The 24,197-nt window shown below is 44.0% G+C and carries 26 protein-coding genes and 1 tRNA gene; 18 read left to right on the forward strand and 9 right to left on the reverse strand.

Translation table 11 applies throughout. From position 1 onward, the window contains the following. Positions 1-38: 38 nt before the first annotated feature. Genes NYE58_RS12765 through NYE58_RS12775 form a run of 3 tightly spaced genes read left to right on the forward strand, consistent with a single transcriptional unit; the run spans position 39 to position 2,582 of the window. The gene (locus tag NYE58_RS12765) at positions 39-770 is read left to right on the forward strand and encodes an ABC transporter permease (protein WP_256720942.1); all 732 of its coding nucleotides are present in this window, start codon (positions 39-41) and stop codon (positions 768-770) included. Beyond that, positions 767-1,549 carry an ABC transporter permease gene (locus NYE58_RS12770; RefSeq protein ID WP_036689373.1) on the forward strand — a complete coding sequence of 261 codons (783 nt, stop codon included), beginning with the start codon at positions 767-769 and terminating at the stop codon, positions 1,547-1,549. Before NYE58_RS12765 ends, NYE58_RS12770 begins: the two co-directional genes overlap by 4 nt. A 34-nt stretch (positions 1,550-1,583) precedes the next feature. Next, positions 1,584-2,582, forward strand: coding sequence for an ABC transporter ATP-binding protein (locus tag NYE58_RS12775; protein WP_248549246.1), 999 nt, complete (start codon positions 1,584-1,586; stop codon positions 2,580-2,582). On the opposite strand, the gene NYE58_RS12780 is transcribed toward NYE58_RS12775, so the two are convergent. Next, positions 2,573-3,142, reverse strand: a complete 570-nt coding sequence (locus NYE58_RS12780) for a TetR/AcrR family transcriptional regulator (RefSeq protein WP_076186653.1) — start codon at positions 3,140-3,142, stop codon at positions 2,573-2,575. The two genes, NYE58_RS12775 and NYE58_RS12780, sit on opposite strands and share 10 nt — an antisense overlap. A 163-nt stretch (positions 3,143-3,305) precedes the next feature. Here NYE58_RS12780 and NYE58_RS12785 point away from each other — a divergent pair, with 163 nt between their 5' ends. The 3 genes from NYE58_RS12785 to NYE58_RS12795 are packed head-to-tail and all read left to right on the forward strand — an operon-like array spanning position 3,306 to position 5,519. After that, positions 3,306-4,244, forward strand: coding sequence for a ketopantoate reductase family protein (locus NYE58_RS12785; protein ID WP_341002005.1), 939 nt, complete (start codon positions 3,306-3,308; stop codon positions 4,242-4,244). Positions 4,245-4,271: 27 nt separating this feature from the next. Next, entirely contained in the window at positions 4,272-4,913 is a 642-nt protein-coding gene (locus NYE58_RS12790) for a histidine phosphatase family protein (protein WP_076218087.1), read from the forward strand. Between the two features lie 15 nt (positions 4,914-4,928). Beyond that, positions 4,929-5,519: a class I SAM-dependent methyltransferase gene (locus tag NYE58_RS12795; RefSeq protein ID WP_076277935.1), complete on the forward strand. Its 591-nt coding sequence runs from the start codon at positions 4,929-4,931 to the stop codon at positions 5,517-5,519. A 71-nt stretch (positions 5,520-5,590) separates the two neighbouring features. Here the strand turns inward: NYE58_RS12795 and NYE58_RS12800 are convergent, their stop codons facing one another. Further along, on the reverse strand, positions 5,591-5,686 hold the full coding sequence (locus NYE58_RS12800) for a sporulation protein YjcZ (RefSeq protein ID WP_081383126.1): 96 nt from the start codon (positions 5,684-5,686) through the stop codon (positions 5,591-5,593). A gap of 112 nt (positions 5,687-5,798) precedes the next feature. Beyond that, complete coding sequence (locus NYE58_RS12805) at positions 5,799-7,199, reverse strand: RsmB/NOP family class I SAM-dependent RNA methyltransferase (RefSeq protein ID WP_076277934.1); 1,401 nt, start codon at positions 7,197-7,199, stop codon at positions 5,799-5,801. Positions 7,200-7,356: 157 nt separating this feature from the next. Here NYE58_RS12805 and NYE58_RS12810 point away from each other — a divergent pair, with 157 nt between their 5' ends. The 4 genes from NYE58_RS12810 to NYE58_RS12825 are packed head-to-tail and all read left to right on the forward strand — an operon-like array spanning position 7,357 to position 13,080. Then, positions 7,357-8,493, forward strand: a complete 1,137-nt coding sequence (locus NYE58_RS12810) for a glycosyltransferase family 4 protein (RefSeq protein ID WP_076191391.1) — start codon at positions 7,357-7,359, stop codon at positions 8,491-8,493. Positions 8,494-8,499: 6 nt separating this feature from the next. After that, positions 8,500-9,852, forward strand: coding sequence for a metallophosphoesterase family protein (locus NYE58_RS12815; RefSeq protein WP_076218090.1), 1,353 nt, complete (start codon positions 8,500-8,502; stop codon positions 9,850-9,852). Further along, complete coding sequence (locus tag NYE58_RS12820) at positions 9,842-11,647, forward strand: AAA family ATPase (protein ID WP_341002006.1); 1,806 nt, start codon at positions 9,842-9,844, stop codon at positions 11,645-11,647. Before NYE58_RS12815 ends, NYE58_RS12820 begins: the two co-directional genes overlap by 11 nt. Then, positions 11,644-13,080: an ATP-binding protein gene (locus NYE58_RS12825; RefSeq protein WP_341002007.1), complete on the forward strand. Its 1,437-nt coding sequence runs from the start codon at positions 11,644-11,646 to the stop codon at positions 13,078-13,080. The genes NYE58_RS12820 and NYE58_RS12825 overlap by 4 nt, the downstream gene beginning before the upstream one ends. On the opposite strand, the gene NYE58_RS12830 is transcribed toward NYE58_RS12825, so the two are convergent. Next, positions 13,067-14,188 (reverse strand): YkvI family membrane protein, encoded by a 1,122-nt coding sequence (locus NYE58_RS12830; protein ID WP_076220631.1) that lies wholly within the window; start codon positions 14,186-14,188, stop codon positions 13,067-13,069. The genes NYE58_RS12825 and NYE58_RS12830 overlap by 14 nt on opposite strands. 196 nt (positions 14,189-14,384) lie before the next feature. Between NYE58_RS12830 and NYE58_RS12835 the strand changes: the two genes are divergently transcribed. From NYE58_RS12835 to NYE58_RS12845, 3 genes are all read left to right on the forward strand, one after another. Next, positions 14,385-14,957 (forward strand): xanthine phosphoribosyltransferase, encoded by a 573-nt coding sequence (locus NYE58_RS12835; RefSeq protein ID WP_038569895.1) that lies wholly within the window; start codon positions 14,385-14,387, stop codon positions 14,955-14,957. 101 nt (positions 14,958-15,058) lie between these two features. Then, positions 15,059-15,376, forward strand: coding sequence for a hypothetical protein (locus tag NYE58_RS12840; protein ID WP_036689410.1), 318 nt, complete (start codon positions 15,059-15,061; stop codon positions 15,374-15,376). A 115-nt stretch (positions 15,377-15,491) separates the two neighbouring features. Beyond that, positions 15,492-15,710, forward strand: coding sequence for a hypothetical protein (locus tag NYE58_RS12845; protein WP_076186635.1), 219 nt, complete (start codon positions 15,492-15,494; stop codon positions 15,708-15,710). A 96-nt stretch (positions 15,711-15,806) separates the two neighbouring features. Here the strand turns inward: NYE58_RS12845 and NYE58_RS12850 are convergent, their stop codons facing one another. After that, a complete protein-coding gene (locus NYE58_RS12850) occupies positions 15,807-16,253 on the reverse strand; it encodes a hypothetical protein (protein WP_051491615.1) in 447 nt (148 codons plus the stop codon). A 182-nt stretch (positions 16,254-16,435) separates the two neighbouring features. On the opposite strand from NYE58_RS12850, the gene NYE58_RS12855 reads away from it, so the two are divergent. Continuing rightward, positions 16,436-16,519 (forward strand) — tRNA-Leu (locus NYE58_RS12855). A 1,267-nt stretch (positions 16,520-17,786) separates the two neighbouring features. Here the strand turns inward: NYE58_RS12855 and NYE58_RS12860 are convergent. The 3 genes from NYE58_RS12860 to NYE58_RS12870 are packed head-to-tail and all read right to left on the reverse strand — an operon-like array spanning position 17,787 to position 19,728. Next, positions 17,787-18,470 (reverse strand): hypothetical protein, encoded by a 684-nt coding sequence (locus NYE58_RS12860; RefSeq protein WP_076277473.1) that lies wholly within the window; start codon positions 18,468-18,470, stop codon positions 17,787-17,789. Next, positions 18,470-19,360, reverse strand: coding sequence for an ABC transporter ATP-binding protein (locus NYE58_RS12865; protein ID WP_076277472.1), 891 nt, complete (start codon positions 19,358-19,360; stop codon positions 18,470-18,472). Before NYE58_RS12865 ends, NYE58_RS12860 begins: the two co-directional genes overlap by 1 nt. Beyond that, a complete protein-coding gene (locus NYE58_RS12870; protein WP_036689422.1) occupies positions 19,357-19,728 on the reverse strand; it encodes a GntR family transcriptional regulator in 372 nt (123 codons plus the stop codon). Before NYE58_RS12870 ends, NYE58_RS12865 begins: the two co-directional genes overlap by 4 nt. A gap of 199 nt (positions 19,729-19,927) precedes the next feature. Between NYE58_RS12870 and NYE58_RS12875 the strand changes: the two genes are divergently transcribed. Beyond that, positions 19,928-20,737: a class I SAM-dependent methyltransferase gene (locus NYE58_RS12875; protein ID WP_076277471.1), complete on the forward strand. Its 810-nt coding sequence runs from the start codon at positions 19,928-19,930 to the stop codon at positions 20,735-20,737. Here NYE58_RS12875 and NYE58_RS12880 read toward each other — a convergent pair. Continuing rightward, positions 20,729-21,976 (reverse strand): S8 family peptidase, encoded by a 1,248-nt coding sequence (locus NYE58_RS12880; protein WP_076219468.1) that lies wholly within the window; start codon positions 21,974-21,976, stop codon positions 20,729-20,731. The genes NYE58_RS12875 and NYE58_RS12880 overlap by 9 nt on opposite strands. Before the next feature lie 205 nt (positions 21,977-22,181). Here NYE58_RS12880 and NYE58_RS12885 point away from each other — a divergent pair, with 205 nt between their 5' ends. The 3 genes from NYE58_RS12885 to NYE58_RS12895 all read left to right on the forward strand — a co-directional run bounded on the left by NYE58_RS12885 (position 22,182) and on the right by NYE58_RS12895 (position 23,989). Beyond that, complete coding sequence (locus NYE58_RS12885) at positions 22,182-22,514, forward strand: hypothetical protein (RefSeq protein ID WP_139331047.1); 333 nt, start codon at positions 22,182-22,184, stop codon at positions 22,512-22,514. A gap of 195 nt (positions 22,515-22,709) precedes the next feature. Beyond that, entirely contained in the window at positions 22,710-23,411 is a 702-nt protein-coding gene (locus tag NYE58_RS12890; RefSeq protein ID WP_341002009.1) for a hypothetical protein, read from the forward strand. A 26-nt stretch (positions 23,412-23,437) separates the two neighbouring features. After that, positions 23,438-23,989 carry a GNAT family N-acetyltransferase gene (locus NYE58_RS12895; RefSeq protein WP_076277468.1) on the forward strand — a complete coding sequence of 184 codons (552 nt, stop codon included), beginning with the start codon at positions 23,438-23,440 and terminating at the stop codon, positions 23,987-23,989. Positions 23,990-24,197 lie beyond the last annotated feature (208 nt).

A 24,197-nucleotide genomic window follows, 5' to 3' on the forward strand; every position in this document is an offset into this window, starting at 1 on the left:
TTACTTATAAGGAATGGAGTGCGTACAGGACGCATTCGATGGTTTCTATTTTTGTAGGCCCAGTGTACTTTTTAGTGCAGTATTATATATGGAGCGCTGTTTATAGCGGGGAATCTTATATCAACGGGATGTCACTCTCCCAAATGCTTTCCTATTTTTGTGCTACGATGTTGATCAACTATTTGACGATGGATTTTGCCGATTGGAATTTACAAATGCTTATTCGCACCGGGAAATTCATTACGTTTTCGTTAAGACCGCTAAATCATATGTTCTTTGCTTTGTCTCAGAAGGCAGGGCATAGGGTACTTGGGCTTTTATTTGAATTTTTACCCTGCTTTATGATCTTTTTCTTTATTTTTCATATTGATGTCTTACCCGCAAATTTACTATACGCGATTCTTTCGATAGCTATGGCGTTTATGATGAATTTTTTCATTCATTATAGTATTGGAATGGTCGCCTTTTGGATGGTGCAATCCTCTAGTATTCGTAATTTTTTTAATCTTTGCGAAGGGATATTTTCAGGATCGCTGATTCCATTAGTATTTTTCCCAAAATCCTTACAAATGGCGTCCTTTTTCTTACCCTTTCAATATACGGCCTTTCTTCCTGCAATGGTCTATACAGGTAGCTATACTTTAGCGGATATAACCTTACCTATTCCTCAAGTGTTATTGCTGCAGCTCATAGCGGTAATTATTGCCGGAGTTGTCTGCCGGGTGCTGTATGCGGTGTCGCTTAAGCATTTTACGGGGGTGGGCGCATGAAACGTATGTATCAAATATATAAAACCTGCATGAAGGCGAATATTGCTTCTGCTATCACTTATCGTGTTAATTTTATTCTTAATAGTCTTATCATGCTCATAGGGAATGTGCTGTTTCCTCTAGTAACGGTATTCATTTATAATTCGAATGCTTCATTTGCAGGTTGGACCTTTAAAGAGGCGCTGTTGATTCAATCCGTTTTTATTCTGTCTACGGCTTGTGCCGGAATTTTTTTTAACGGAATTATGTGGAATACGATGTCTCATGTTGTAGAAGGGACTTTGGAAGTGGTATTAATTAAACCGACCTCGAGCCTTTTTCTGCTGTTGGCCAGATCTTTTGAGTTCGAAAGTATCGGGCTTTTAGGCGGAGGAGTAATCATGTTCGTATACGCACTTAGCGGAATCGATGGGATGACCATCGGCTCTTGGTTATTGTTCCTGTTGTTGTTTGGCGCAGGGCTGCTTGTTATGTTCGGCGTGGCGCTTATTGTGGCAGCGATTTCCTTCAAATGGGTAGCGAATTCCCGCTTGCCGGAGATGTTTGAGAGCATTAAGTCTTTTGGACGTTATCCAGGGACGATTTTTCCTAAAGCAGTCGTAGCCGTGAGTTCTTTTCTGTTTCCGGTTTCCATGATTGCTTACTTTCCAGCATCTACACTGATTGGCCGATGGGAACCCTATTTTTTTATAGCGATTATCCCTTGTGTGTTATTTGCTGCCTTCGGAATTTGGCTCTATACATACATGCTTCGCAGTTACAAAAGCGCCGGAGGATAAAAGATTAGTTTAGCTCTAAGAAGGAGAATTTCACTTGGACATTATTACCGTCAAGAACTTAACCAAGCAATATGAAACCTATCACCGTGGACAAGATGCAAAAAGTGTATTTAAAAGTCTGTTTCACCGTGAAAAATCGATCATTACCTCTGTAGAAGATCTTTCGTTCAGTGTTGGAAAAGGAGAAATCATTGGCATTCTGGGTCCAAACGGTGCGGGGAAATCTACGACTATTAAAATGCTGACAGGCGTCCTTTATCCTACCTCGGGCGAAATAAATGTTCTAGGGTACAACCCTCATAAGCAGAAAAATCAATATGTAAAACAAATAGGGGTATTGTTCGGACAGAAATCGCAGTTAATATGGGACATACCCCCTTTGGATAGCTTTTATATGAACAAGGAAATCTATGATATTCCTACGAACGACTTTCGTACAAGACTAGACCGATTTGTAAACATGTTTGAGATTGGCGATATTATCACTAAACCCACACGCACCCTTTCCCTGGGAGAACGAATGAAATGCGAGTTTATTATGGCGATGCTTCATTCACCACCTGTGGTTTTTTTGGATGAGCCGACGATCGGGCTGGATGTGATAGCTAAACAAAGAATCAGAGAATTCATTAAGCAAATGAATCAGGAAGGCACCACATTTATTCTGACAACACATGACTTGGAAGATGTAGAGCGTTTGGTTCAAAGAGTACTTATAATTCATCAAGGGAAAAAAGTATATGACGACAAGTTTTCTGAACTTCGACTGCATCTGGGCGCCAAAAAAGTAGTTAGGCTTTCAGCCGCCACAACTATTGGAGATATTGATCTGCCTGGGACTCTGATATCGGAAAGAATATCGGATTACGAAGTGGAGCTGCTGATCGATACCGAGCAATGTAAAATGGGCGAGTTTCTGCATATTCTTAGCGAAAAGGTAGAGATCCTTGATATATCTATTAAGGAGATTCCCATTGAAAAAATCATCAGCTCCATTTATGAGATGGATACGGGAGAGCATATTCAAGCTTGAGAACGGATCATCTGCAGATTTAGATCGAGCATGGACCATAACTTTTCAGTGATCTCTTTTGCAGAGCAAGGATTACTATGAGTAAACCACCATTCAATTACTCCGACAGTCGCCGAACTCAAAAATTGCACAGATATATCTTTACTCAGCTCATCCAGGTTAAAATTGTTTTCTAAAAATTGTACCTTAATCTGCTCATTTATCATTTCTTGTAATTGGTTTCTAAAGGAGAGTAAAGCTTTGTTTCTTAATAAAGTCTTATAAAAGAGAGCATTCTCCTCCAATTGTTCCAGCGTGCGGAGCAATGACGCCTTCGAGGGATTAGGTTCGGTTTCATCCTCCACTGCGGAGCAGCTTTCGATTAGTTGCCGGAGCTGAGCCTCCAGACATTTATCCATCAGATCGTATTTATCCGCATAATGGGAATAAATCGTTCCGCGGTTTACATCAGCGCGCTCTGCGATTTCGTTGATCGTTATTTTTTCAAAATCTTTTTCAGCCATCAGTTGAATTAATGCATTCATGATGGCTGTTTGGTTTTTTTTAATTCTTCTGTCCATGGTAAGACTCCCTTTTTATTAAACAATGTATTGTATTCTGTTGAAAAATCAACAAAATCGATCAAACTAACGATTGAACCCTACCGGAGATGTGATAATCTGATTTTATCGAACAGTTGATCAAAATTCAACAAATGTCTAAAAAGGGATAGAGGAGTTAAATATGAGAGTTTTAGTTTTTGGAGCGGGAGTATTAGGCAGCTATCTTGCACATGTTCTAGTGCGTGGGGGAAATGATGTCACCATGCTTGCCAGAGGAAAGCGAGCAGAGCAATTGACGAAAGACGGACTTGTGCTTCGCCATTATTTTCAAATTAAAAACACTGTGGATACAGTAAAGGTCATCTCTACGCTTCGATCCGATGATCTCTATGATCTTATTTTTGTTGTTATGAAATATAATGATTTTCCATCTGTGTTACCTATTCTAGCTGAGAATCAGAGTCAGAATATAATTCTTGTGGGGAACAATGGCGATGCTCCTGGCATGCAAAAGGATCTACAGGAAATGAGCAATGTGAGGAAAAATATACTCTTCGGATTTCAGCTTAGTGCAGGAATTCGGGAAACGAGCGGTCGCGTTATCAAAATACACGCAGGAGGGCAAATGGTACTTGGCAGTTTAGACGGTGAGATTCCAATAAAGCCTGTACTGGATGATGCGTTTAAAAATGTTAAGTATAAGCTAACTTATCATGAGGATATGGATGCTTGGCTCAAAAGTCATATCGTGCCTATAGTGGCTTTGAACTCCCTTAGTTATCTGCATGACGGGGATTTGAAAAAGGTATCCAAAGATAAGAAGCTATTAAAACAAGCCATTTCAGTAATGGATGAGGGGTTTCAAATCATGGAGCAATTAGGTTATACTGTCACTCCAGCAGGGCAAGTTAACTTTATTCGAAAGCACAAGCAGGCTGTATATTATGGTCTGACAATAATTCATAAATTACCGTTTATGAAATTAGTGGACGGTTCTTTCAGCGAAATAGCAGCTTTGTTTGATTCTTTTGATATTTTGAAGCAACAAGCAAACATCGCAACGTCCAATTGGGATCAACTTAAAAAACAAGCGTTTTCGAAGTTTAATGCAAATGTATAACAATCTTGTTCAGGAGGTATACAATCGATGGCTATATATTTTATAAGGCATGGAATAGATGAAGAAGGCTTTCGTGGGGGTTGGAGTCAACGTGGACTTGTAGTAGAGGGATATAGACAAGCCGAACGTCTTGGATATTATCTTAAGGAAAATCAATCTAACTTTAACATAACCCGTATTCTTTGTAGTGATTTGCAACGTGCGTTAGATACAGCAAATGAGATCGCCAGAGAGCTTAATTTGCCTGTTGAAAGCAGCCAGTATTGGAGAGAAACGAACAATGGTGTAATCGCTGGAATGCCCCATGAAATCGCAAATGAACGATACCCGGGTCTTTATTTCTCGGCTTTAAGAATGGATGAAAGATTTCCAGGAGGAGAAAGTCCTCAGGAATTTTTTACGCGAATAAGTTCAAGTTTCTCAAAACTATGTAATGAACTGGAGAGTACTGATCCAAATGAAAATGTAATTATGGTCACTCATGGTGGCGTAATTAATGTTATATACCATATTTTAAAAGGGCTAACGTGGACGAATAAGAATGCTCATTTCCCGACTTCATATACTAGTATTCATAAAATAGAGTATCAAGCAGATAAGTGGGCAGTTACAGCAGAAAATCTAACGGAACATATATCAAGGGATCAGGCTGCTGGTAAGGCCAATTGATTGGGAGGTACAAATATGGGTTTATTGAATGCGCTGATTGAGCAAGCCAAGAATCCTAGAGGGTTCGTAGGAAATATCATGATCAAAATCATGAATCAGGCACATACCAGCATCACAACATGGGGGCTTAGAAAAATAGAAATTAAGAGTGGCGCTCCTATCCTGGACATAGGCTGTGGTGGCGGTCAAACTATACATACGTTAGCAAAACAAAATAAACAACATGAAATTTACGGCATAGATTACTCACAACAAGCTGTAGAGACATCTATTCAAAAAAACAAGAAGGCTGTTGCCGCTGGTAGGGTGAGGATTAGTCAGGGAGATGTGTCGGCGTTACCGTACAACGATGGATTTTTTGGGACGATCACAGCGATTCAGACGCATTATTTCTGGCCGGACCTCGAACAAGATATAAGTGAAGCATTTAGGGTGCTGATAGCAGGCGGTACATTTGTTATTATTTCTGAGATCTATAAAATCAATTATCATATGAAGCAATTCACTAAGAACGAAGAGATGGAGCAGTTATTACGGAAATCGGGCTTTCAGACGGTAAATATTCACGAGAATAACAAATGGAGATGTTATGTCGGAAAGAAATAAAGCGGCCGCACCGCCCCAAAAAAGGACGACACAGCCGCTTCGTTTCACCAGCTAATTAAGCCGGGAAGGTTTTAAACAAACAACGAACGGGAAATGATGACCAGCAAGATGAAAAGTACCAAAATCGCTCCGGTCGAAGTGAAAGCTCCTCCTTGAAATTCACCCATGATTTATTCCTCCTCAACTTATGTCTTCTTCTCAATTGCTGTGACTGGTGTCGCAGCTTTCTGAGATAATGACATCATATGCCGAAGAGGGCCTGTTGCACTGGTCTATGGCCTATTGCTCGTCAATATGGGCTTTTAGGATACGTAATCCTTTAGGGAGATGATTTTTAAGCTGGCCTAAACTCGCCTTGCCCCAACTAATTGGCAAACCATCTAAAGTTACAAGTGTCCATCCATGTAATTCGCTGGGGACAGGCAGGCTTTCACCGCGGAGCCAAGCATGTATTTCCGGGCCCTCACTGCTGAGATCAAAGCTTCGTGATGCTTGTAGGGGCTGAAGTGCCATAGCTAATGCATGAGCAGGTTCAATCCGATTTTTCTTCAAATGGGCAATATGTAGTCCAGCTCGTGGAATACGCAGTCCGTCCAGTAGCCCGGTATGGAGGTTGCCATTAAAGGACTCTGGCAGCAAATAAAGAGATTCGCCGAAGAGCAGGGGTACACCTTGGCATGAAAGACCAGGCAGTTCTACCGCAGCCCAGTCTTGAAAAAGCTGGTAGGCATCACGTATAGAAGAATTAGTTTTTGGGTTGTTTTTGCTTCGGCGTTTTTTGGCGTTGCGGTTGGCATCGTCATTCACGGATACAGTGTCAATTTGCTTACGCAGGAGTGCAACAAAGTGACCTTCGCCCTTTTCTAAATGCGGCCAAAGGCGTTTGCAGGTGAGTAGTTCCATATCGGGGTAACTAGCCGTCAATCGAGCAATGGTTTCTTCATTCTCTTGACGGTTAAAGGTGCAGGTAGAGTAAGCTAAAGTACCCCCTGGTTTAAGCATAATGTAGGCGTCTTGCAGGATATCCCATTGTCTCGCTGCGCACATAACTACATGAGCAGGAGACCATTCTTGAATGGCTTTTGGATCTTTTCGGAACATGCCTTCTCCAGAACAAGGAGCATCCAGCATAATTCGGTCAAAAGCTTGCGGGAAACGCGCAGATAGCTGTTCTGGTGTTGCACAGGTTACGAGGGTATTCTTAATGCCCAGACGTTCAACGTTCTCTGCTAGAATTTTTGCGCGTTCCGGATGGATTTCATTAGAGATTAAGAGGCCTTGTCCCTGCATTAAACCAGCGATATGCGTAGTTTTACCTCCAGGGGCTGCTGCAAGATCGAGGACGGTTTCACCGGGTTCAGGTGCCAGCAGTTCAGCTGCGGACATTGCGGAAGGCTCCTGAATATAATATAGTCCAGCGGCATGGTAAGGATGTCTGCCTGGTCGAGCGGGCTCATCATAATAAAACCCGCCCTGACACCATGGGATAGGTTTCAAATTAAATTGTGGGACTGTACGGTCCACCGCAACTTGGCCTATGGCTGAGGTGCTTTTTAGCGGATTAAAGCGCAGTCCTTGAGTTCGTGGCGCTGAATAACTTTCTAGAAAAGCATCTGCCTCTTGCCCCAGCATTTCTTTAATAGATGCGGTGTAAGAGGCAGGCAGCTGTTCTTCCTTCATAGATCATTCTCCTTTTTCTTAGTTGCTGTTTCATGTTTATACCGATAAAATCAAGGTATGGGGAACGTAATCGTACCTGAAATTCTACATATATTCAACTATATCATAATTGCCAAGTCTTACAGTACACAGGGCAATTGTAAAGGGGATGTACCATATGAATTTGCTGCAAGCGCTCTTCTTCCCGCCGGAGCAACCCGGTGGTGTATCATCTATGATCCCTTATCTTCAGGAAAGATTCCGTTCAAGCCGTTGGGAGATGGATTTGTTTTGGCTGCCTAAGCGGATTCGCAATAAGGGGCATGAGGAAGTAATATTCGAGACGTTTGATTGGACGCAGTATGGAGAAAGTCCGATCGTTCAGAAATATATTCAGACCTATCGTGATTATTTATGGTGGACAAAACTGCGGATGAGTAAGCCTTATGATCTTATTCATTCTCATCATCCGATTGCTGGCTTAGCGATGAAAAAAGTGTTCCCTGATACTCCGTTAATTCATACCCTGCATTCCAGTTACGAGCGGGAATTGATTCTAAATGGAGCGATTTCCGAGGATGGCTTGGAGCATCGTTTTCTAGTCTCACTTTATCGTGAACTTGAGCATGTTAGTGATCGATTAATGACGGTGTCGCGATCTTTTGCAGAGTATGTGGCCCCTTATATTATTGATCCTTCTAATATAGGTGTTATACCGAATGGTTTTGATGAAAAAAGATTTAAGCCTGTTCCGCATGATAACGCTATTCCGCAGCTAGTGACCGTGACACGTCTGGTTCCGGCCAAAGGAATAGATATATTACTCAACGCTTGCGCGGAGCTTAAAAATCGCGGCCATGAGTATGTACTGCATATTATTGGCGACGGTCCTTCACGTGCAGATCTGGAAAAGATGGCCCAACATTTAGGGATCTATAATGAAACGATCTTTTACGGATATACGCTGCACCCTGAAGAATTCATGCCATTCTTTGATATTTTCGTATTGCCCTCTCGGGCGGAGGCGTTCGGTTCAGTGTTTGCGGAAGCGGCACTTAGCTGCCTGGCTTTAGTGGGGACAAATGTGGGCGGAATACCGGAGCAGATTGAAGATGGTGTGAATGGTTTATTGGTCAGTCCTGACGATGAGATTGCTCTTGCTGACGCATTAGAGAAGGTGATATCTGATCCGGCTTATCGTTATGAGCTTTCACGTTCCGCATGGGATAAAGCCAAAAGCCTATATTCGTTGACACGAGTTGCTAATGAACTTAAAAAAACCTATTTACAGTATCCTTCAGGAACGAAAGGGTGAGCACCTATGATTCCATTTCGCTTTCTGCATACTGCTGATTTACATCTGGATAGCCGTTTTGCCGGGCTGGCGCATATTTCGCCAGCCATTCGTGCTTATTTACGTGAGTCTACCTTTGCCGCCCTCGGGCGGCTTGTCCGCGTTGCGATCCAAGAGAATGTTGATTTTATTGTCATTAGTGGAGATGTGTATGATGTTTCAGATGCATCATTACAGGGACAGCTGCGATTTCAGGAAGCGCTCAAAGAACTCGGTGAGCACGGGATTCACGTGTTCCTGATTCATGGCAACCACGATCCGCTTGACGGACTGCGTCTGACAACGGAAATGCCAAAGCATGTTACCGTATTTGGCGGAGAGAAGCCAGATCACGCTACAGCTTGCCGCCGTATAGATGGCCAAGAAGTTGCCATCGTTAGTGGAATCTCTTATCCAACGGCGAAAGTGACGAACAACACAGCTGTAACCTTTTCTCGTAAACCTGGCAGCCGCCTGTTTCATATTGCGATGCTGCATGGCAATGTAGACGGTGATTTGCTGCATGAGACCTATTCTCCTTGCAGTCGCAGGGACCTTATCGAACGGGGGTTTGATTATTGGGCGCTTGGACATATTCATAAACGTAGTGTACTGCATGAGAAGCCTGTGATTGTATATCCAGGCAATATACAAGGGCGCAGCATTAAGGAAACCGGAGCTAAAGGTTGTTATATTGTGGATGTAGATGAGGCTGGAAGATCCACTCTGCAATTTCATGAACTGGATTTCGTCCGCTGGCAGGTTAGAGACTTATCTATAGAAGGATTAAGCAATGAAGCAGAATGGATACAGAAAGTGGAGCAGGTTATTGAAGACATCCGCGCGGAGCTCCCGGAGCTCATGTCGGTGGTCAGATTTCGTCTGATTGGGCGAGGGGACGTACATAAAGTATTGGCTGAAAAAGGGGCAGCAGAGGATTTGCTGTCTGAACTCCAGCGCCGTGAGGCGATTAGGGCTGAGCGTAAAGATTACAAAGGGCTTGTCTGGACGGAAGGGTTCGCTATAGAGTCCGGTTTAGCTATTGATCGCCAACGCTTATTGGAAGAGGATAGTTTTCTTGGAGAAATGCTGCGCATTGCAGAGCATACGGAACATTCCCCGGAAGCGCTCGAAGAACTATTAAATAGTGCGCTTAAACCGCTATTGGAGAATCAGGAGCTGCGAAAGCTGTTGTCTATGACTAGTCAAGAAGAGAAGTTGAGCTGGCTACGTGGTTCAGCAGAGCAGGGAATCACGATGCTTGGCGGGATGGATGATACTGTTGAAGCGGCGGAAAGTCTTTCGTATCAACAAGCCGGAGGGCAAAACGATGAGAATTGAACATTTGCATATCAATGGCTTCGGGCGTCTTCACAATCGAGAGATTCATTTAACGCAGGGAGTGACCGTACTTTATGGGCGTAATGAAGCAGGAAAAAGTACGACACTGCAATTCATACGCTCTATGCTGTTTGGAATTCCAAGCCGTGGAAATCCCTTGGAAAGGTATGAACCTATGCAAGGCGGATTGCATGGGGGAACCTTGAAGATACGTGACAGTAATGATGGTTTGTGGACCATTCGCCGTTTTGCTTCAGGTGCTGAGGGATCAGGAAGAAATGAAAAGCTGAACATTACAGTAAATCATCCAAATGAAACGACTCAAGAGCTGGGACAAGCTGAAATGGAACGACATTTACTTGGGGGGATCTCTAGGAGTATGTTCCAGCAATTGTTCGCAGTTTCACTGGACGAGCTGCAGGAGCTTGCTGCCCTTCAATCTGAGGAGATGAGCAGCTTTCTTTTTCATGCAGGTATGGGCGGTGGCGGTGCAATCATGCGTGCGGAACGCCGTTTGGTGCAGGAAGCTGAGAAGCTGTACAAACCTCGTGGCAAGCTGCAAGAAGCAGCAAAAGTTGTGCAAGCCATAGAAAAGCTTGAGCGACAAATGGTTGAGAGCCGTTCTTATCTTCCGCGATATAACGATAATATAGTAGCATTGAGGGTAACGGAGTCGGAGCTAGATGAATTGGAGCAACAGCGCAAGCTCACTGGAGAGCAGCTAGTGATGTTTCGAAAAGCACAGGAAGTCCGTGAGCTGTGGTTAAAGTGGAGCGAGGCTCAGCTAGAGCTGCAAGGATTGCCATTGATTTCAGCCTTTCCTGAAGAAGGAGCAACTCGCTTTCAGGCGTTTGAAGGAGAAATTCGGAATGCACAGGGATCAGTAGTACGTTATGAACGTCTTCTAAGCGAGCTTACTATTGAACTGGCAAAGAACCCTCCAGATGAAGTATTAGCAGCGCAGGGGCCTGTTTTAGAGCGGCTGGACCGGCATCGGAGCAGTTACGAGAACCGTAGAACGGAAAGACAGCGGCTTGAGGGAGAATTAACGGCGCTGAATGAGCATTTGCGGCGAATTCTGCGCGGCATTGATGTGAGCTGGGGCCCTGCAGAGCTGACTTCGTTCTCTGGGACAGCGGCGGATCGTGAAGCTGCACGGAAGTTTGCGGCGGCGTTCGCTAGTTATGACCGCCGCATGGAGGCGGAGGGTGCAACGCGGCAGTCGTTGCGCTCCCGTTTGGCCGCTGCCTCAGCGTCGCTCCAAGCAGCAGAACGGGCGCTGGCGCGTGAGCACGCTACCGGCGCGGAAGCTTTTGCGCAGCTGGCTCCGCGCAGCGCCCGTGAAGTGCTGCAGCTGTGGGACGAGCTGCAGCAGGCGGCCGAACGCTGGCGCGAAGCGCAGCTCAGCGAAGGGCCAGCGCGCGGCGCCGGAAGTGACGGCCTTGGCGCGAAGCGCATGGCCGCGCTCTACCGGCGCCTGCTGTGGGCTGGGGCAGCACTAACCGTGCTGCTGCCCGCAGCGCTGTGGCTGACCGGTGCTCCGCCGGCCAGCGCCGTGCTTGCGATCGGCCTGCTGGGCGCGGCCGATCTGGCCCTTTGGGCCGGCTTGCGCGGAGCGCGCCGGCCGGAAGCGTCCCCGCCAGAGCATGGCGGGGACGTCAGCGCAGCCGCAGCCGAGATGCTGCGGCTGCGGGGCAGCTGCTCTCCGGGGCGGAGCCGGAGAGCGTTGTGCCGGGGCGGCGGACGGCCGCCCCGGGGTCCAGCCCTGACGCAGGCGGGCTGGAGGCCTCCATGAGGGAGCTTCGCAGGCTCATGGAGGCTTGGTCAGCTTGGCGGCAGCGCATCGAACGCTATGCCGCCGAGCGTGATGCCTGCCGCACGGAGCTGGAGACGCTGGCAGGCCAAGAGAAGCTGCTCGCTGAAGAAATGCACCGGGCGGAGGCGGCATTCACGGAAACTGCTGAGCAATATGAAGAATGGCTTCGCCAACGCAGGTTGCCTGAAGGATTATCTCCTGAAGGGCTGCCGGATATTTTTGCTATGGTTGAACAAGGGAATGAGCTGCTGCGCCAAGAGAATAAACTCTCCTTACGATTGAAGGAGCTGGAAGCAGAATGTAACGTGTTTGAGGAGGAGCTGCTCGCTCTTATTTATGAGTCGGGTGCTGATCTTGGCGACGAGTCTGGTGTAGCGGCAGCTGGCTTTGAAATAGATCCGCAAGAGGGGAAACGAGTATCTGCATTAACCTTACTAAGCTGGCTGGAACTGCGAAAAAGAGCATGGGATGATCTGAAAAAGGACTTGATTCGCCGGGAAACTATGCAGTCAAGATTGCAGGATGTGGATGAAGAACTCAAGGAGAGCCACAGGATATTAGGTGAGCTGAGAGAACAGCGTGAGCTTCTGATACAGGAAGGCGGGGCGACTGGTGGAGAGGATTTCTTACGCAGGTCAGCAGCTGTGCAGCGGCGCAGTGATCTGAATAAATCGATTCGCCAGTGGGAGCTTGCTATGTTCGGTGGTTGGGAGGAAGAACGGGTTACTGCTCTGCTGGAATTATTAAATCATCATGATGCGGAAGCATTGCAGCTGGAGCGGTCATTGGCTGAAGAGTTAATGGAACGGCAGGAAGAGGGTTGGAACAGACTGCTGGAGCAACGAGGTAAGCTGCTTCAGGAAAGGGAGTATTTGAAGGAGCGCTGCGTGGAGGATTCTGTTATTCAGCAACTGGAAGAGCAGAGAGCAGCCTTGCGGATCGTGGCTGATAAATACGCAGTGGCAGCGATAACTGCCGAACTAATCGGGCGAACTCGCCGTGTGTATGAGCAGGAGAAGCAGCCACAGGTATTACTGCTTGCCTCAGATTATTTCTCCAAGCTGACAGAAGGGGAATATAAAAGGGTTGTTATGACACTAGGGCATAAAGAGCTGAAAGCTGAACACAAGAATGGGAGATTACTAGACAGCGGACTGCTCAGCCGAGGGACGGCAGAACAGCTGTATCTTGCCATCCGGCTGGCATTGGCAGAGACCATGTCACGGCAAATATCGCTGCCGCTGTTATTCGATGATCTCTTCGTTAACTTTGATGAGTCTCGTCTTCATGCTGCACTTGGACTTCTTGGAGAACTGTCGATCTCCCGCCAGATTGTGATGATGACCTGTCACAAGCATGTGGCGGAAGCGGCAGCACGTATGATTCCTACAGCAGCGGTTATTTCCGTGTAGTTCGGGTGATTGGTTTTACGGATACGATACTGTTCCCCTTCTCCTTTGAGTTCGATGAAGTATTACTACCTGGTGGAGAGGACCATGGTGTTCGTAGCAGTTTGACAGCCCAGACCAGTGATAAACCTCCGAAGATTGGGTAGAACACGGAGAGCAGTGAACTAAAGCCGAACTGGCTCAGTAAATAGCAGATCAACATCAGTAGTGGTGTAATCAATGCGGTTGATAGGGGAAGCCGTTGCTTAAGCTGTACAGCTACTCCATAAATATCGGCGACAAAAGTGCTGAAGATCTCCAAAAAGATCAGCAGCAGATATATAGTTTGCACTACAGTACCCAACCGGACGGCGATGCTGCCCATCGGAATTTCAAACTTGAGAATCCCTGGCATCTGTGAGCTCATTGCGAAATGTGCGGCAATCAACATAAAACCAATCCCGGTACCCCCAATAATACCGCCCCATACAAGGGATTTTTCTTCCTCTGTGTGACGAGCCATAGGGACTAAAACAGCTTGTGCCATCCCTAAATTAAAGGCGGTGTAGAGCAGCGGTGACATCCATGCCCCAAAGAGAGAGCGATCGTTATCAAGGAACAGGAACCGTCCAGCTCCCGGAATTTGAAAAGTATTAAAAATAATGATAAGTGACAGAGTAAGCATTAAAGGAACTACAATACTGTTCATTTGCAGAATACCGGAAATTCCTCGTTTTAGCAGAAAGTATGAACCAAGCAATGTGATAATTAGTCCAGTCTGATAATGAAGTCCGAGATGCTCCTGAAAAATAGCGCCGGCCCCTGCAAGCATAATACTGTTTACTCCGATCAGGACGACCATCGTGAACAAACTGATGGTGCTTCCGACCTGTTCCCCGAAGAGGTGACGGTTAAAGTCCTCATAGGATTCCGCTTCTATTCGCCGAGCAATGACCATCATTTTTGTACCCAGCCATATGAACAATATAGTTGAGAGCAGGATGGTCAGGACTGCCCAGTGCCCGTAACGTGTGAAGAATTTTAATATTTCCTGCCCGGTGGCGAATCCGGCTCCTACAATGGTGCCAATATAAGTGAAAGCGATCTGTAATGTTCGGACATGTGATTTCATGGCTCCCCTCCTAATAGTTTTACGAAGCTAAAGAAAAATCATAATGAGTGCTATGCAGGATAACCTTGTGTACTCTGTATAGTACAGGTTATGATGAGGATCAGTAGGACATGACTTCCGTCGTAATTGCTTTATGATCAGTGATTAATTTGTACGGAATGTCTGCGATTATAAAGGGTATTGGAGGTTCAAAGTCATGGAAGTGTTGAAACAGCGGATTTTGGAAGAAGGTGTCGTCGTTTCGGATGAGGTGCTGAAGCTGGATGCACTGCTAAATCATCAGGTTGATCCACAGCTTACGATGGAAATGGGACGGGAGTTTGCCGGGAGGTTTGCGGACTCAGGAATTACACGTATTGTGACCGTAGAATCCTCGGGCATTGCCGTGGCATTTGCCACCGCGTATGAATTAAAGGTGCCGCTAGTTTTTGCACGCCGCAAAAAAACACTGTTAGCTGATCCGGATGCGCTTTGCGAAAGAGTTCCGTCTTTTACAAAAGGTATTGTTACAGATATTATGCTGTCTCGCCAGTTCATCTCTCCAGAGGATAAAATCCTCTTTATTGATGATATTATTGCCAATGGTGATGCAGCGCGTGGATTGATTAAGATCATTCAACGTTCTGGCGCTGAGCTAGTTGGTCTTGGTGTTGTAGTAGAAAAAAGCTTTCAGGCAGGGGCTCGGACGATCAGAGAGCAAGGCATTCGTCTGGAGTCACTCGTAAGAATTACCTCTCTAAATGGAGGCACCATCGAATTTGGGGAATAGCCTAATTGGTAATAAGAACAGGCCTATTTTTTAAACAACTGCTTTTCACCCTATGGATTTTCCTTTATAATAAAAATTAGACATAGGGAGGAGGCGTCACAATGGGGAAAGAACCGGTGACTGAACAATTTTTTATTGATAAATTAACCGAGGCCAAGGATCATTTCGAGCGTGCGCTGGATTGCAAACACACGGAATTCGACGATCTGTATCCCTATATGATTGAACATCCTCAGTTTTTTTGGTACAAACGCTATGTAGCCTGGTCAGAGCTTCTGACAATCAAAGGTTTGTGCGAAGAGTTATCCTTCCCGTGGAGGGAGAAATTCACAACTAACCAAGTGGAGTATCTGGAGCAACGTGTGATGTCCGCTAAAGTTCTTGACTTCTGGTTTGAGAAGAATGAAGCGCTGATATAAGAATGCTTTAGTAGACATGCAAGTCGTTAATTGCCTACATGAGACCCAGATGATTTATCATTTGGGTCTTTTTTCTGAGACTAAATAGGACAAGCTATGACAGGAGGGATTAATGATGATTAGCGATGAGCAATTGGATGCCTACCGGATTTCCGGTGAGAAAATTCGTGTAGTGCGTGATGGCTTGGAAAGTAACGATGTAAAAGGGATAGTTCTTGCTTGGGATGATTCTCAGGTGATGATACGTCGTCAGAATAGACGAGTAGTGAAGCTGGATCGCAATTATATATTCCAGCCATTTAGTGAACCAAGACAAGATCCGGATAATATATAATCTTCACAGTAATAATTTTCGCAGTAATCATCTTCATAATACAAAACAGCTCCTCGCCCTACTGGGCGGGAGCTGTTTCTGTAATATCATTTGGGATTATATAGTTAGAGCTAGTTCAGACGCATTCTCTTCTCTGGAGAGTATGGAGAGTTCTGTGGACAGTCCAAGATACGCGCGCATGCGCAGCATCATTTCTCTACGGAAGCCTGGCCATAATATATTCATCTCTCCTTGAAATCCTCTGCAGGAATATAAGGCTTCGACTCCTCGCTGATCTTGGCGAACGGTAGTAATCTTCAAATCATGGGAGCTCAGCTCGCGCGTAACCTCTTGAAGCATTAGTGACGTCTTCTTAGTGGCACCAGATACGAGCTCCATATATAGCTGAGGGGTCTTAAACAGGCCGCTTCTACTGATTACACGGCAGTCACGTTCGAAAACTTTATGAATAAACGTTAGCAGCAAATAGCTTCTGACCAGGGACAGTTCTTCTTTAGTTACTTCTTCATCAATAATGGATGTGTTTAGCTTTGTAGTCGCCATTATAAATCACCTCATTTATATTATGCGAACTTTTGTTCTCATTATACCTTATATTCGGCAACAAAAGCAATAATTATCCATAAATTAATGAATGATAAGAAAACGGCGAAAATATATTGACGTTGGATTCTTAGCGTGGTATGATCTATCTTGTGACCGCAATAAGCGAGTCATTATAATACGCGGTCATGGCGGAATTGGCAGACGCGCTGGCTTCAGGTGCCAGTGGTAGCAATATCGTGGAGGTTCGAGTCCTCTTGACCGCATAGCTAAAAGGATTATAGAACTGCTCTAGTAGCAGGTTTATAATCCTTTTTTTATGTTTTTCAGCAGACGGTAGTGCGAAAGAGGGAGGTATCCTTAAGAACCATCACCTGAGGCTAACGGACCCAGATGAAGCTATTTGCTCATTTATCGCCTTTTGAGCGTAGTATCGGACCCCAGTGCAGCTATTGCATGGAAAAAGGATCACAATTGGCGTTTTTTATGCCAATAGTGACTGTAGGGTCCGATAGGAATCCAAATCTGCTTTAAAGCTGCGAATAAGGTCAATGGGGTCCGACAAGAATTCAAAGTGCTCTAATGCTACAAATAAGGTCAGTTGGCCCGATAGAATCCAAATGTACTCTAAAGCTGCGAACAAGGTTAGTTAGTCCGATAGGAATCCAAATGTGCTCTAAAGCCACGAATAAGATCAGCTGGGTCCGATAGAAAACCAAATGTGCTCTAAGCCACGAATAAGGTCAGCGGGTCCGATAGAATCCAAATGTGCTCTAAGCTGCGAATAAGGTCCGCGGAGTCCGATAGCGTCTTTCCACGCGCAGATTGGGGAAATACTAATTAGTGTTTTGCTTCTACGTTACTGCCCTGTGTAGTCATCATCATCACCTGATGCTAACGGACCCGGATGAAGCTATTTGCTCATTTATCACCTTTTGAGCGTAGTATCGGACCCCAGTGCAGCTATTGCATGGAAAAAGGATCACAATTGGCGTTTTTTATGCCAATAGCGACTGTGGGGTCCGATAGGAATCCAAATGTGCTCTAAAGCCACGAATAAGATCAGCTGGGTCCGATAGAAAACCAAATGTGCTCTAAAGCCACGAATAAGATCAGCGGAGTCCTATAGCGTCTTTCCACGCGCAGATTGGGGAAAGACTAATTAGTGTTTTGCTTCTACGTTACTCGCCCCGCGGAGTCATCATCATCACCTGAGGCTAAAGGACTCAGATGAAGCTATTTGCGCATTTATCACCTTTTAAGCGTAGCATCGGACCCCAGTGCAGCTATTACATGGAAAAAGGAACGAATAAGGCATTTTTTATGCCAATAGCGACTGTGGGGTCCGATAGGAATCCAAATGTGCTCTAAAGCCACAAATAAGATCAGCTGGGTCCGATAGCACCATCGCACGCGCAACTATGCTCGAATCCAATAAAGTTTGTTGTCTAGATCAAAGTCTAAGACACGAAAGAAAACAGGTGCACCCGGCTTGGCTTTTGGGACACACCTGTTTTTTTACAGGATAATGAATTACACTGTTGCTCTACGCAGCATCAAAAACGATAAAAGAGCGTACACAACTGTCAAAGGCATGGACCACAAAGCAAGTTCAAATGCGGTATATCCAGCAAACCAGTTGAAGAGGTCTACCCACCACTGATTATAGGTCATTAATAATACACCGAGACTGCACAGGATAAACATAGCCCCTGAGAAAATGAACAAACCGCTTCGGCCAAATCTCCGGAAGATACTGGATATCATTAGCCCCAGAAAAAACATATTAAGAAAGAGCACAAAATACATCCACAGCTGTTCTATGGCATTACCATCATTTAAAAAGGGCAAATGAAAATAATGTAGTTCCAAACCCCAGCCACCCGTGAGCTTGCTTTCAATGATTGCGAGCAGGTAGAGGAGAATTGAGTAGGTGGCGCTAGTTATAATAGCCATTAAGGAAGTGCCTATGAAATAATCCGTTCTGCGTTGGCTTAAGCCCAGAGCAAAAGGGAAGGTCTGCACCAAAATGAGTATACCGGTGATTAACATATAAATGAAGATGGAGACGAGACCGCCGGTATAGATTGGTTCTTGGATGAAAGAAGCGACGATGACATTTACCAAGAAGCTGGATAACAAGATTACCCAAGGCATATACAACCATAACCACTTATCTCTGAAATGCATTTTTATCATGCCTGCCGTAGGATTCATTACACGGTCACATCCTTTCCTAGAGATTTTTTATTTGTGAGATGAACGATTAATTGCTGTAAAGATACAGGTGAGATTTCTAAGCCTAACTTTTCAGCATGTACTTGATCTTTCGGGTTGAAACCGATAATGGTGGCCGTAAGCAATCCGCCAAAAGACTCGCGGGAAATGACTTGTTTGCCGGCGATAAAATCTTCGATCTTCGCTGTCGCGCCGATTACCGTAACAGCTTGCCCGCGAAGGGCTTCAGCATCTTCGTTAATAATTAGCTTGCCGTTGTCGATGACGATAACATGCTCTAAAAGCTGACTTACCTCATCGATCAAATGGGTGGACAAAACAACTGTGCGTGGATTTTCAGCATAATCTTCAATTAGGCGATCGTAAAACAGGCTTCTAGCTACAGCATCAAGTCCTAAATAGGGTTCGTCAAAAATGGTAAGCGGAGCACGGCTGGCTAGACCTACTACAATTCCTACAGCCGAGAGCATACCTCGGGATAGCTTTTTTATTCTTCTTTTTAATGGCAGATTGAAATCCTTGATTAAAGAGTGAGCATATTCCCGATCAAAGTTTGGAAAAAATAATTCGGATACCTCCAGTACATCGATGATTCGGTACGTGTCCGGATACCTTTGGCTTTCCTTAATGAAGCAAATCTGCCTGAGAACCCGGTTATTCTCGTACGGATGTTCACCAAATACGTTCAGGACACCACTTGTGGGGAAAAGCTGAGCTGTGATCATATGCATTATTGTGGTTTTTCCTGCACCGTTTCTGCCGAGAAGCCCGTATATCTTGTTTTTCTCCAAAGAAAAACTGAGTTCATGGATGGCAGTGACATTTCCGTATGACTTAGTCAATCCTTTGATTTCAACAACTTCATTCATGACTTGTTGTCTCCCCTCTGAATCATAATTGTTAATTGATCCAACGTAATTCCTAATTTTTCAGCTTCACGGATCATGGTTACTACATACTGTTCATAAAATTGTTCTTTTCTCTTCTCCATCAATACTGCACGCGCTCCAGAAGCTACAAACATACCGATTCCTCGTTTTTTGTACAATATCCCTTGATCCACAAGCAAATTCACACCTTTCGCAGCCGTAGCCGGATTGATCTGGTAGAAAACAGCAAACTGATTTGTCGAAGGAACTTGTGACTCCTCCAGCAGTGTTTCTTCGATGATGTCATTTTCTATTCGTTCGGCGATCTGCATAAAAATCGGTCGTGTATCATCCATTAAGTTTCCCATGTATTCACCGCCAACTTCATTGGTTAGTTAGTTATGTAATTAACCATATATGCAACGAAGTTAATTGTCAATATTTTTAATTATTTTGGGCTGTATCCACATAAATAAAGGCTGCCCAGAATGCTCTGGATAGCCTTTTATTTGCATTACATAAATGCTATGATTTTGTCCTTGGTAAAAAAGAAGGGGGAGTTCAGCTATGAATGATTATGGTCCGGATCTGTTCAAAGATACTGCAAGCTATTACACCAGATATCGCCCGCTATATCCGTCCTCACTGATTCGATATCTGGTGGATAAATTCTCACTTCATGGAGAAGGCCGGTTGCTGGACTTAGGCTGTGGTACTGGGCAGTTAGCGCTAAGGTTCACGGATTGGTTCGAAGAAATCATTGGCGTAGATACTGAACTAGAGATGCTAGATGAAGCAAAGCTGTTATCACAGTACAACAGGGTTGAGAATGTTAGCTGGCAACAGGGGAGAGCGGAAGAACTATCCAATGACTGGGGTTCCTTTCGTCTCATCATGATGGCTAAGGCGTTTCACTGGATGGACCGAGAATCCATACTTGAAGTTCTCTATCATAGTTTAGATGATAACGGTGGTATTGCTGTAATTGATACTTTTAATGAACAACAAGAACCGTTACCATGGCAACAAAAGGTAGAGGAAGTAGTGAAACGCTGGTTGGGTGACGAAAGAATAGCCGGAAAAAGTACATATAAACATCCCCAAGAAAGACATGAGGATGTTGTAAAGCGATCCAGTTTTAAAGACGTTAAAAGACAGGTATTACCGAGTTATTCCATCACTTGGACTGTTGATTCGATACTAGGAAATTTGTATTCTACGTCTTATGCTTCTAAGCGATTATTTAGAGATAACTTAGAACGTTTTGAAGATGATATGAAATCAGCTTTATTAGAAATAGAACCTACAGGTGTATTTACAGAGGACTTGTCGGTTTCCGTCATTACTGCCTTTAAAAAAGAAGCGGATTTACGATAAAAACCGCGCATTGATCTCACCGCATCCTGCTGTGTTAGGACTTAGTTTAAGGCGATACGTGTTCTTTTTTAGTATGGATTTTACTTGCTTAGGCGTAAGAGAAGGGTTCTTCTGGAGTAATTGCGCGATCACACCCGAGACGATAGGTGTTGAGACACTGGTACCGGACAGCACAAAGTAATCTTTAGCTATCCGCAAATAAGGAAGCTCGCGATCCAGCTTGGATCGTGGAGCACGAAGGGAGATGATCGTCTCGCCTGGAGCAACGAGATCTGGTTTCTTCCTTCCTCCCGGTGCGGGTCCGCGACTGGAGAACCAAGTGATTCGGTCGTCCGCTTGTGTGAGCGTGCGACGGTCATCCACTGCACCGACAGTAATTGCTGAAGGACTAATCCCTGGAGATTCGATCGTACTGCGTCCCGGGCCGCTGTTTCCAGCAGCTATTACAACGTTAAGTCCGGCTTTAATTGCTTTTTCTACAGCTTGGCAGAGTGGATCATCTGAACAAGGAAGATTCACCTTACCCCCGAATGACATCGAAAGAATACGAAGATTAAGTCTTCTCCGATTCGCAATACACCATTCAATTCCTTTAATGATTGTGGAGTCATATCCATCGCCATTTTTATCTAGTACTTTGACACCTACTATCCCTGCCTCTGGAGCAGGGCTTTTGTATTTTCCTTTACTCATCCATCCGTTGCCTGCTGCATCCCCTGCGATATGAGTTCCATGGCCGTTATCGTCATAGGGCTGTTTTCTATGATTGATAAAATCTTTAAAAGCAACTATACGGTTAACAGGGCGAAACAGGTCAGGGTGCCGATACACCCCTGTATCAAGAATAGCAATGTTGATGCCTTTTCCGGTAAGCCCCTTTTTCTTTTGGGCGGTTGTAGAACCAATGGATGGTGTCGCTATATTAAGGGATGTTTTTTTGACTTGATCCAAATAAATTTTTTCGATTCCATCCCAGCGGCACATCCGGTTCAGGCAGTTCTTTGAAACTTTGGATGATATCGAATTAAGCAGGTGAAGATGATATCTGATCGGAAGGTCGTGGGATTTTAAATGCTTTTGTAAAGACTGTAGCTGGGCTGTAGTTATTTTTTGTTTGAATTTAATGATAACTGGAATGGTATTCGCTTTATGCCCTGGAAGATAGGAACGTTGAACTCTTTTTCTCAAGGAATGGTGCATTTTCGAATGATATTGCTCTAGCCATTTTTGACCGTTCATTAGTAATGAATCACCTCTTGAAGGTATTATATGCACTGCAGAGCTAGTGGACACGAAACTATGAAACTAGTGTTTAACATATTTTCAGATTTGTAGGTGAAAGAGAGGTCAAACCTTACGATTCTTGCATTTACTAACGTATCCTAAAAAGAAAGTGGTGAAGTAAATGGCAATTATTAAAAAACCAGTTAACAAGAAAGCAGTTATGGCTAGCAAAGTTCTCGCGGCTAAAAAAGCGAAAGCAGCTCCTACAAGAAAGAAACGTAGAATTAGACAGACTCTGGATAGATTTATTGTTGTTGCTATTGGTACAAATGCAACGGGTACACCTAAAGATACTACGGGGTGGACAGCTTCATTGAGAGCTGGAACTACAACGGTTACTGCTGATTTTGACGAATTTGGTGTAGTTAGATTTCCAACAATTAGCACCTTAACATCGGTACCTTATCTTCTCACTTTAAGAGATGAGAGTGGAGCTACTATAAGAAGTTTTAACGTTCCCGCAGACCGCGAATTTTTTGTGGCTAGATTCTAGTTTGGACAAGCCAGGTCAAGTAAACAGCATGCGTCGATTTTATATCGATGCGTGCTGTTTTTTTATTTTTCTAACTTTGATTCAAGTGAGTGATTTGTTACAGACAAACAGAATGAGGGGATGCCATACTTTCAGCATCATAATTTTGGGAATATAGTACAAAAATGGACAATATATAAGGCGGTGAGAGGTTTCGTGAAAGAAAAAGGGAATATATCAGGTATTCAATATTTTTTATTAGGAATGCTTGTATTTTTATTGTTAGGAATGGATATGTTCATCATGGGATTAGATCAATGGTTATGGGGGGATTTGTTTAATATAGACGACTTTTTTGTCAGCCCTTGGTACGTACTAGTTGTTCATTGGAGCATAGTTACCCTATTGTGGGCAGTAGGAGCTATGATATTTCTACTTTGGTTCAGGAAGAGGAAGTTGATTGAACAGGTTATATCTTTTCATTGGAGCTCTAAGGTCATTCCTTTGTTAATTGTAGCTTTTTTATCAAGTTTTTTGTTCGCAGTGCTAGAATTTTGGATTAATGGGGAGAGCATTCCACAGATTTATAGAGAATATGAAAACTTCAAGTTAGAACATGGTTTTATGGGCATATGGGTTGCCTTGGTTCAAAACATATATTACATTGTGGAAGCTGTACTAGTTGTACTATTGGTTGCGCTAATGCAGCGTGCAGGAGAAGTATGGTTTAAGAATCCTTCTCTTCCTTATGGGGGAATAGGTTTAATGCTGACTTGGGGATTAGGTCATTTGACGCATGGTCTGCAAAGCGGCTTGTATATTACTGCTTTTTCTTTGGTATTTGGCTGGCTGTTTGTGAAAGCAGGCAAGCAGTGGTGGCCAAGTTTTCTGTTTATCTGGCTTGTATTTGTTTTATAATATTTAGTTTAACGGGGGGGACACCATTGTACAATTCAGAGAAGAGAACAATTACTACGGAAAGATTGATTTTAAGACCTTTTGCATTGTCTGATGCACAGCGTGTCAGTGAGCTCTGCAATAATTATAATGTTTACAAAAGTACATTAACTCTACCTCATCCATACCCTATTGATTGTGCATTATCATGGATTGAAACACATGAAGTTGAGTTCAATAATGATAATTCATATGAATTCGCTATTACTGATAAAAATACAAACGAACTGTATGGTGCTATAGGTTTGAGAAATAACCGGACACACAGAAATGGCGAGCTTGGATATTGGATAGGCGAGGAACACTGGGGTAATGGATATGCTACAGAAGCAACAAAAGCGGTCATTAATTTTGCTTTTACAGAAAAACATTATCACAAAGTGTACGCCAGATTCTTTGCTTCAAATCCTGGTTCGGGACGAGTTATGCAAAAATCTGGCATGCTGAAAGAAGGCGTTTTGTTACAGCATATTTATAAAGAGAATGAGTTTGTAGACCTTATTCATTATGGGATATTAAATACGGGAGTTACTAACTAACGCTTGGATTTCATACACCACTATTTGAAGTCACGCCCATAGGGCGTGGCTTTTTTATTAGAAATGCTAGTTGGCTTCAACGGACAATAATGAAATTCCTTCTTATTTAAAATTAAAATAAAATTCTTGACACTTCTCATTGATAACGATTATCATAGGAATCGATGAGTGAAAATGAAAATCATTATCACTACATGAAATGTATAAA

Origin of the sequence: Paenibacillus sp. FSL L8-0708, from assembly GCF_038009325.1 — a bacterium.
GTDB classification, from domain to species: Bacteria; Bacillota; Bacilli; order Paenibacillales; family Paenibacillaceae; genus Paenibacillus_AQ; species Paenibacillus_AQ odorifer.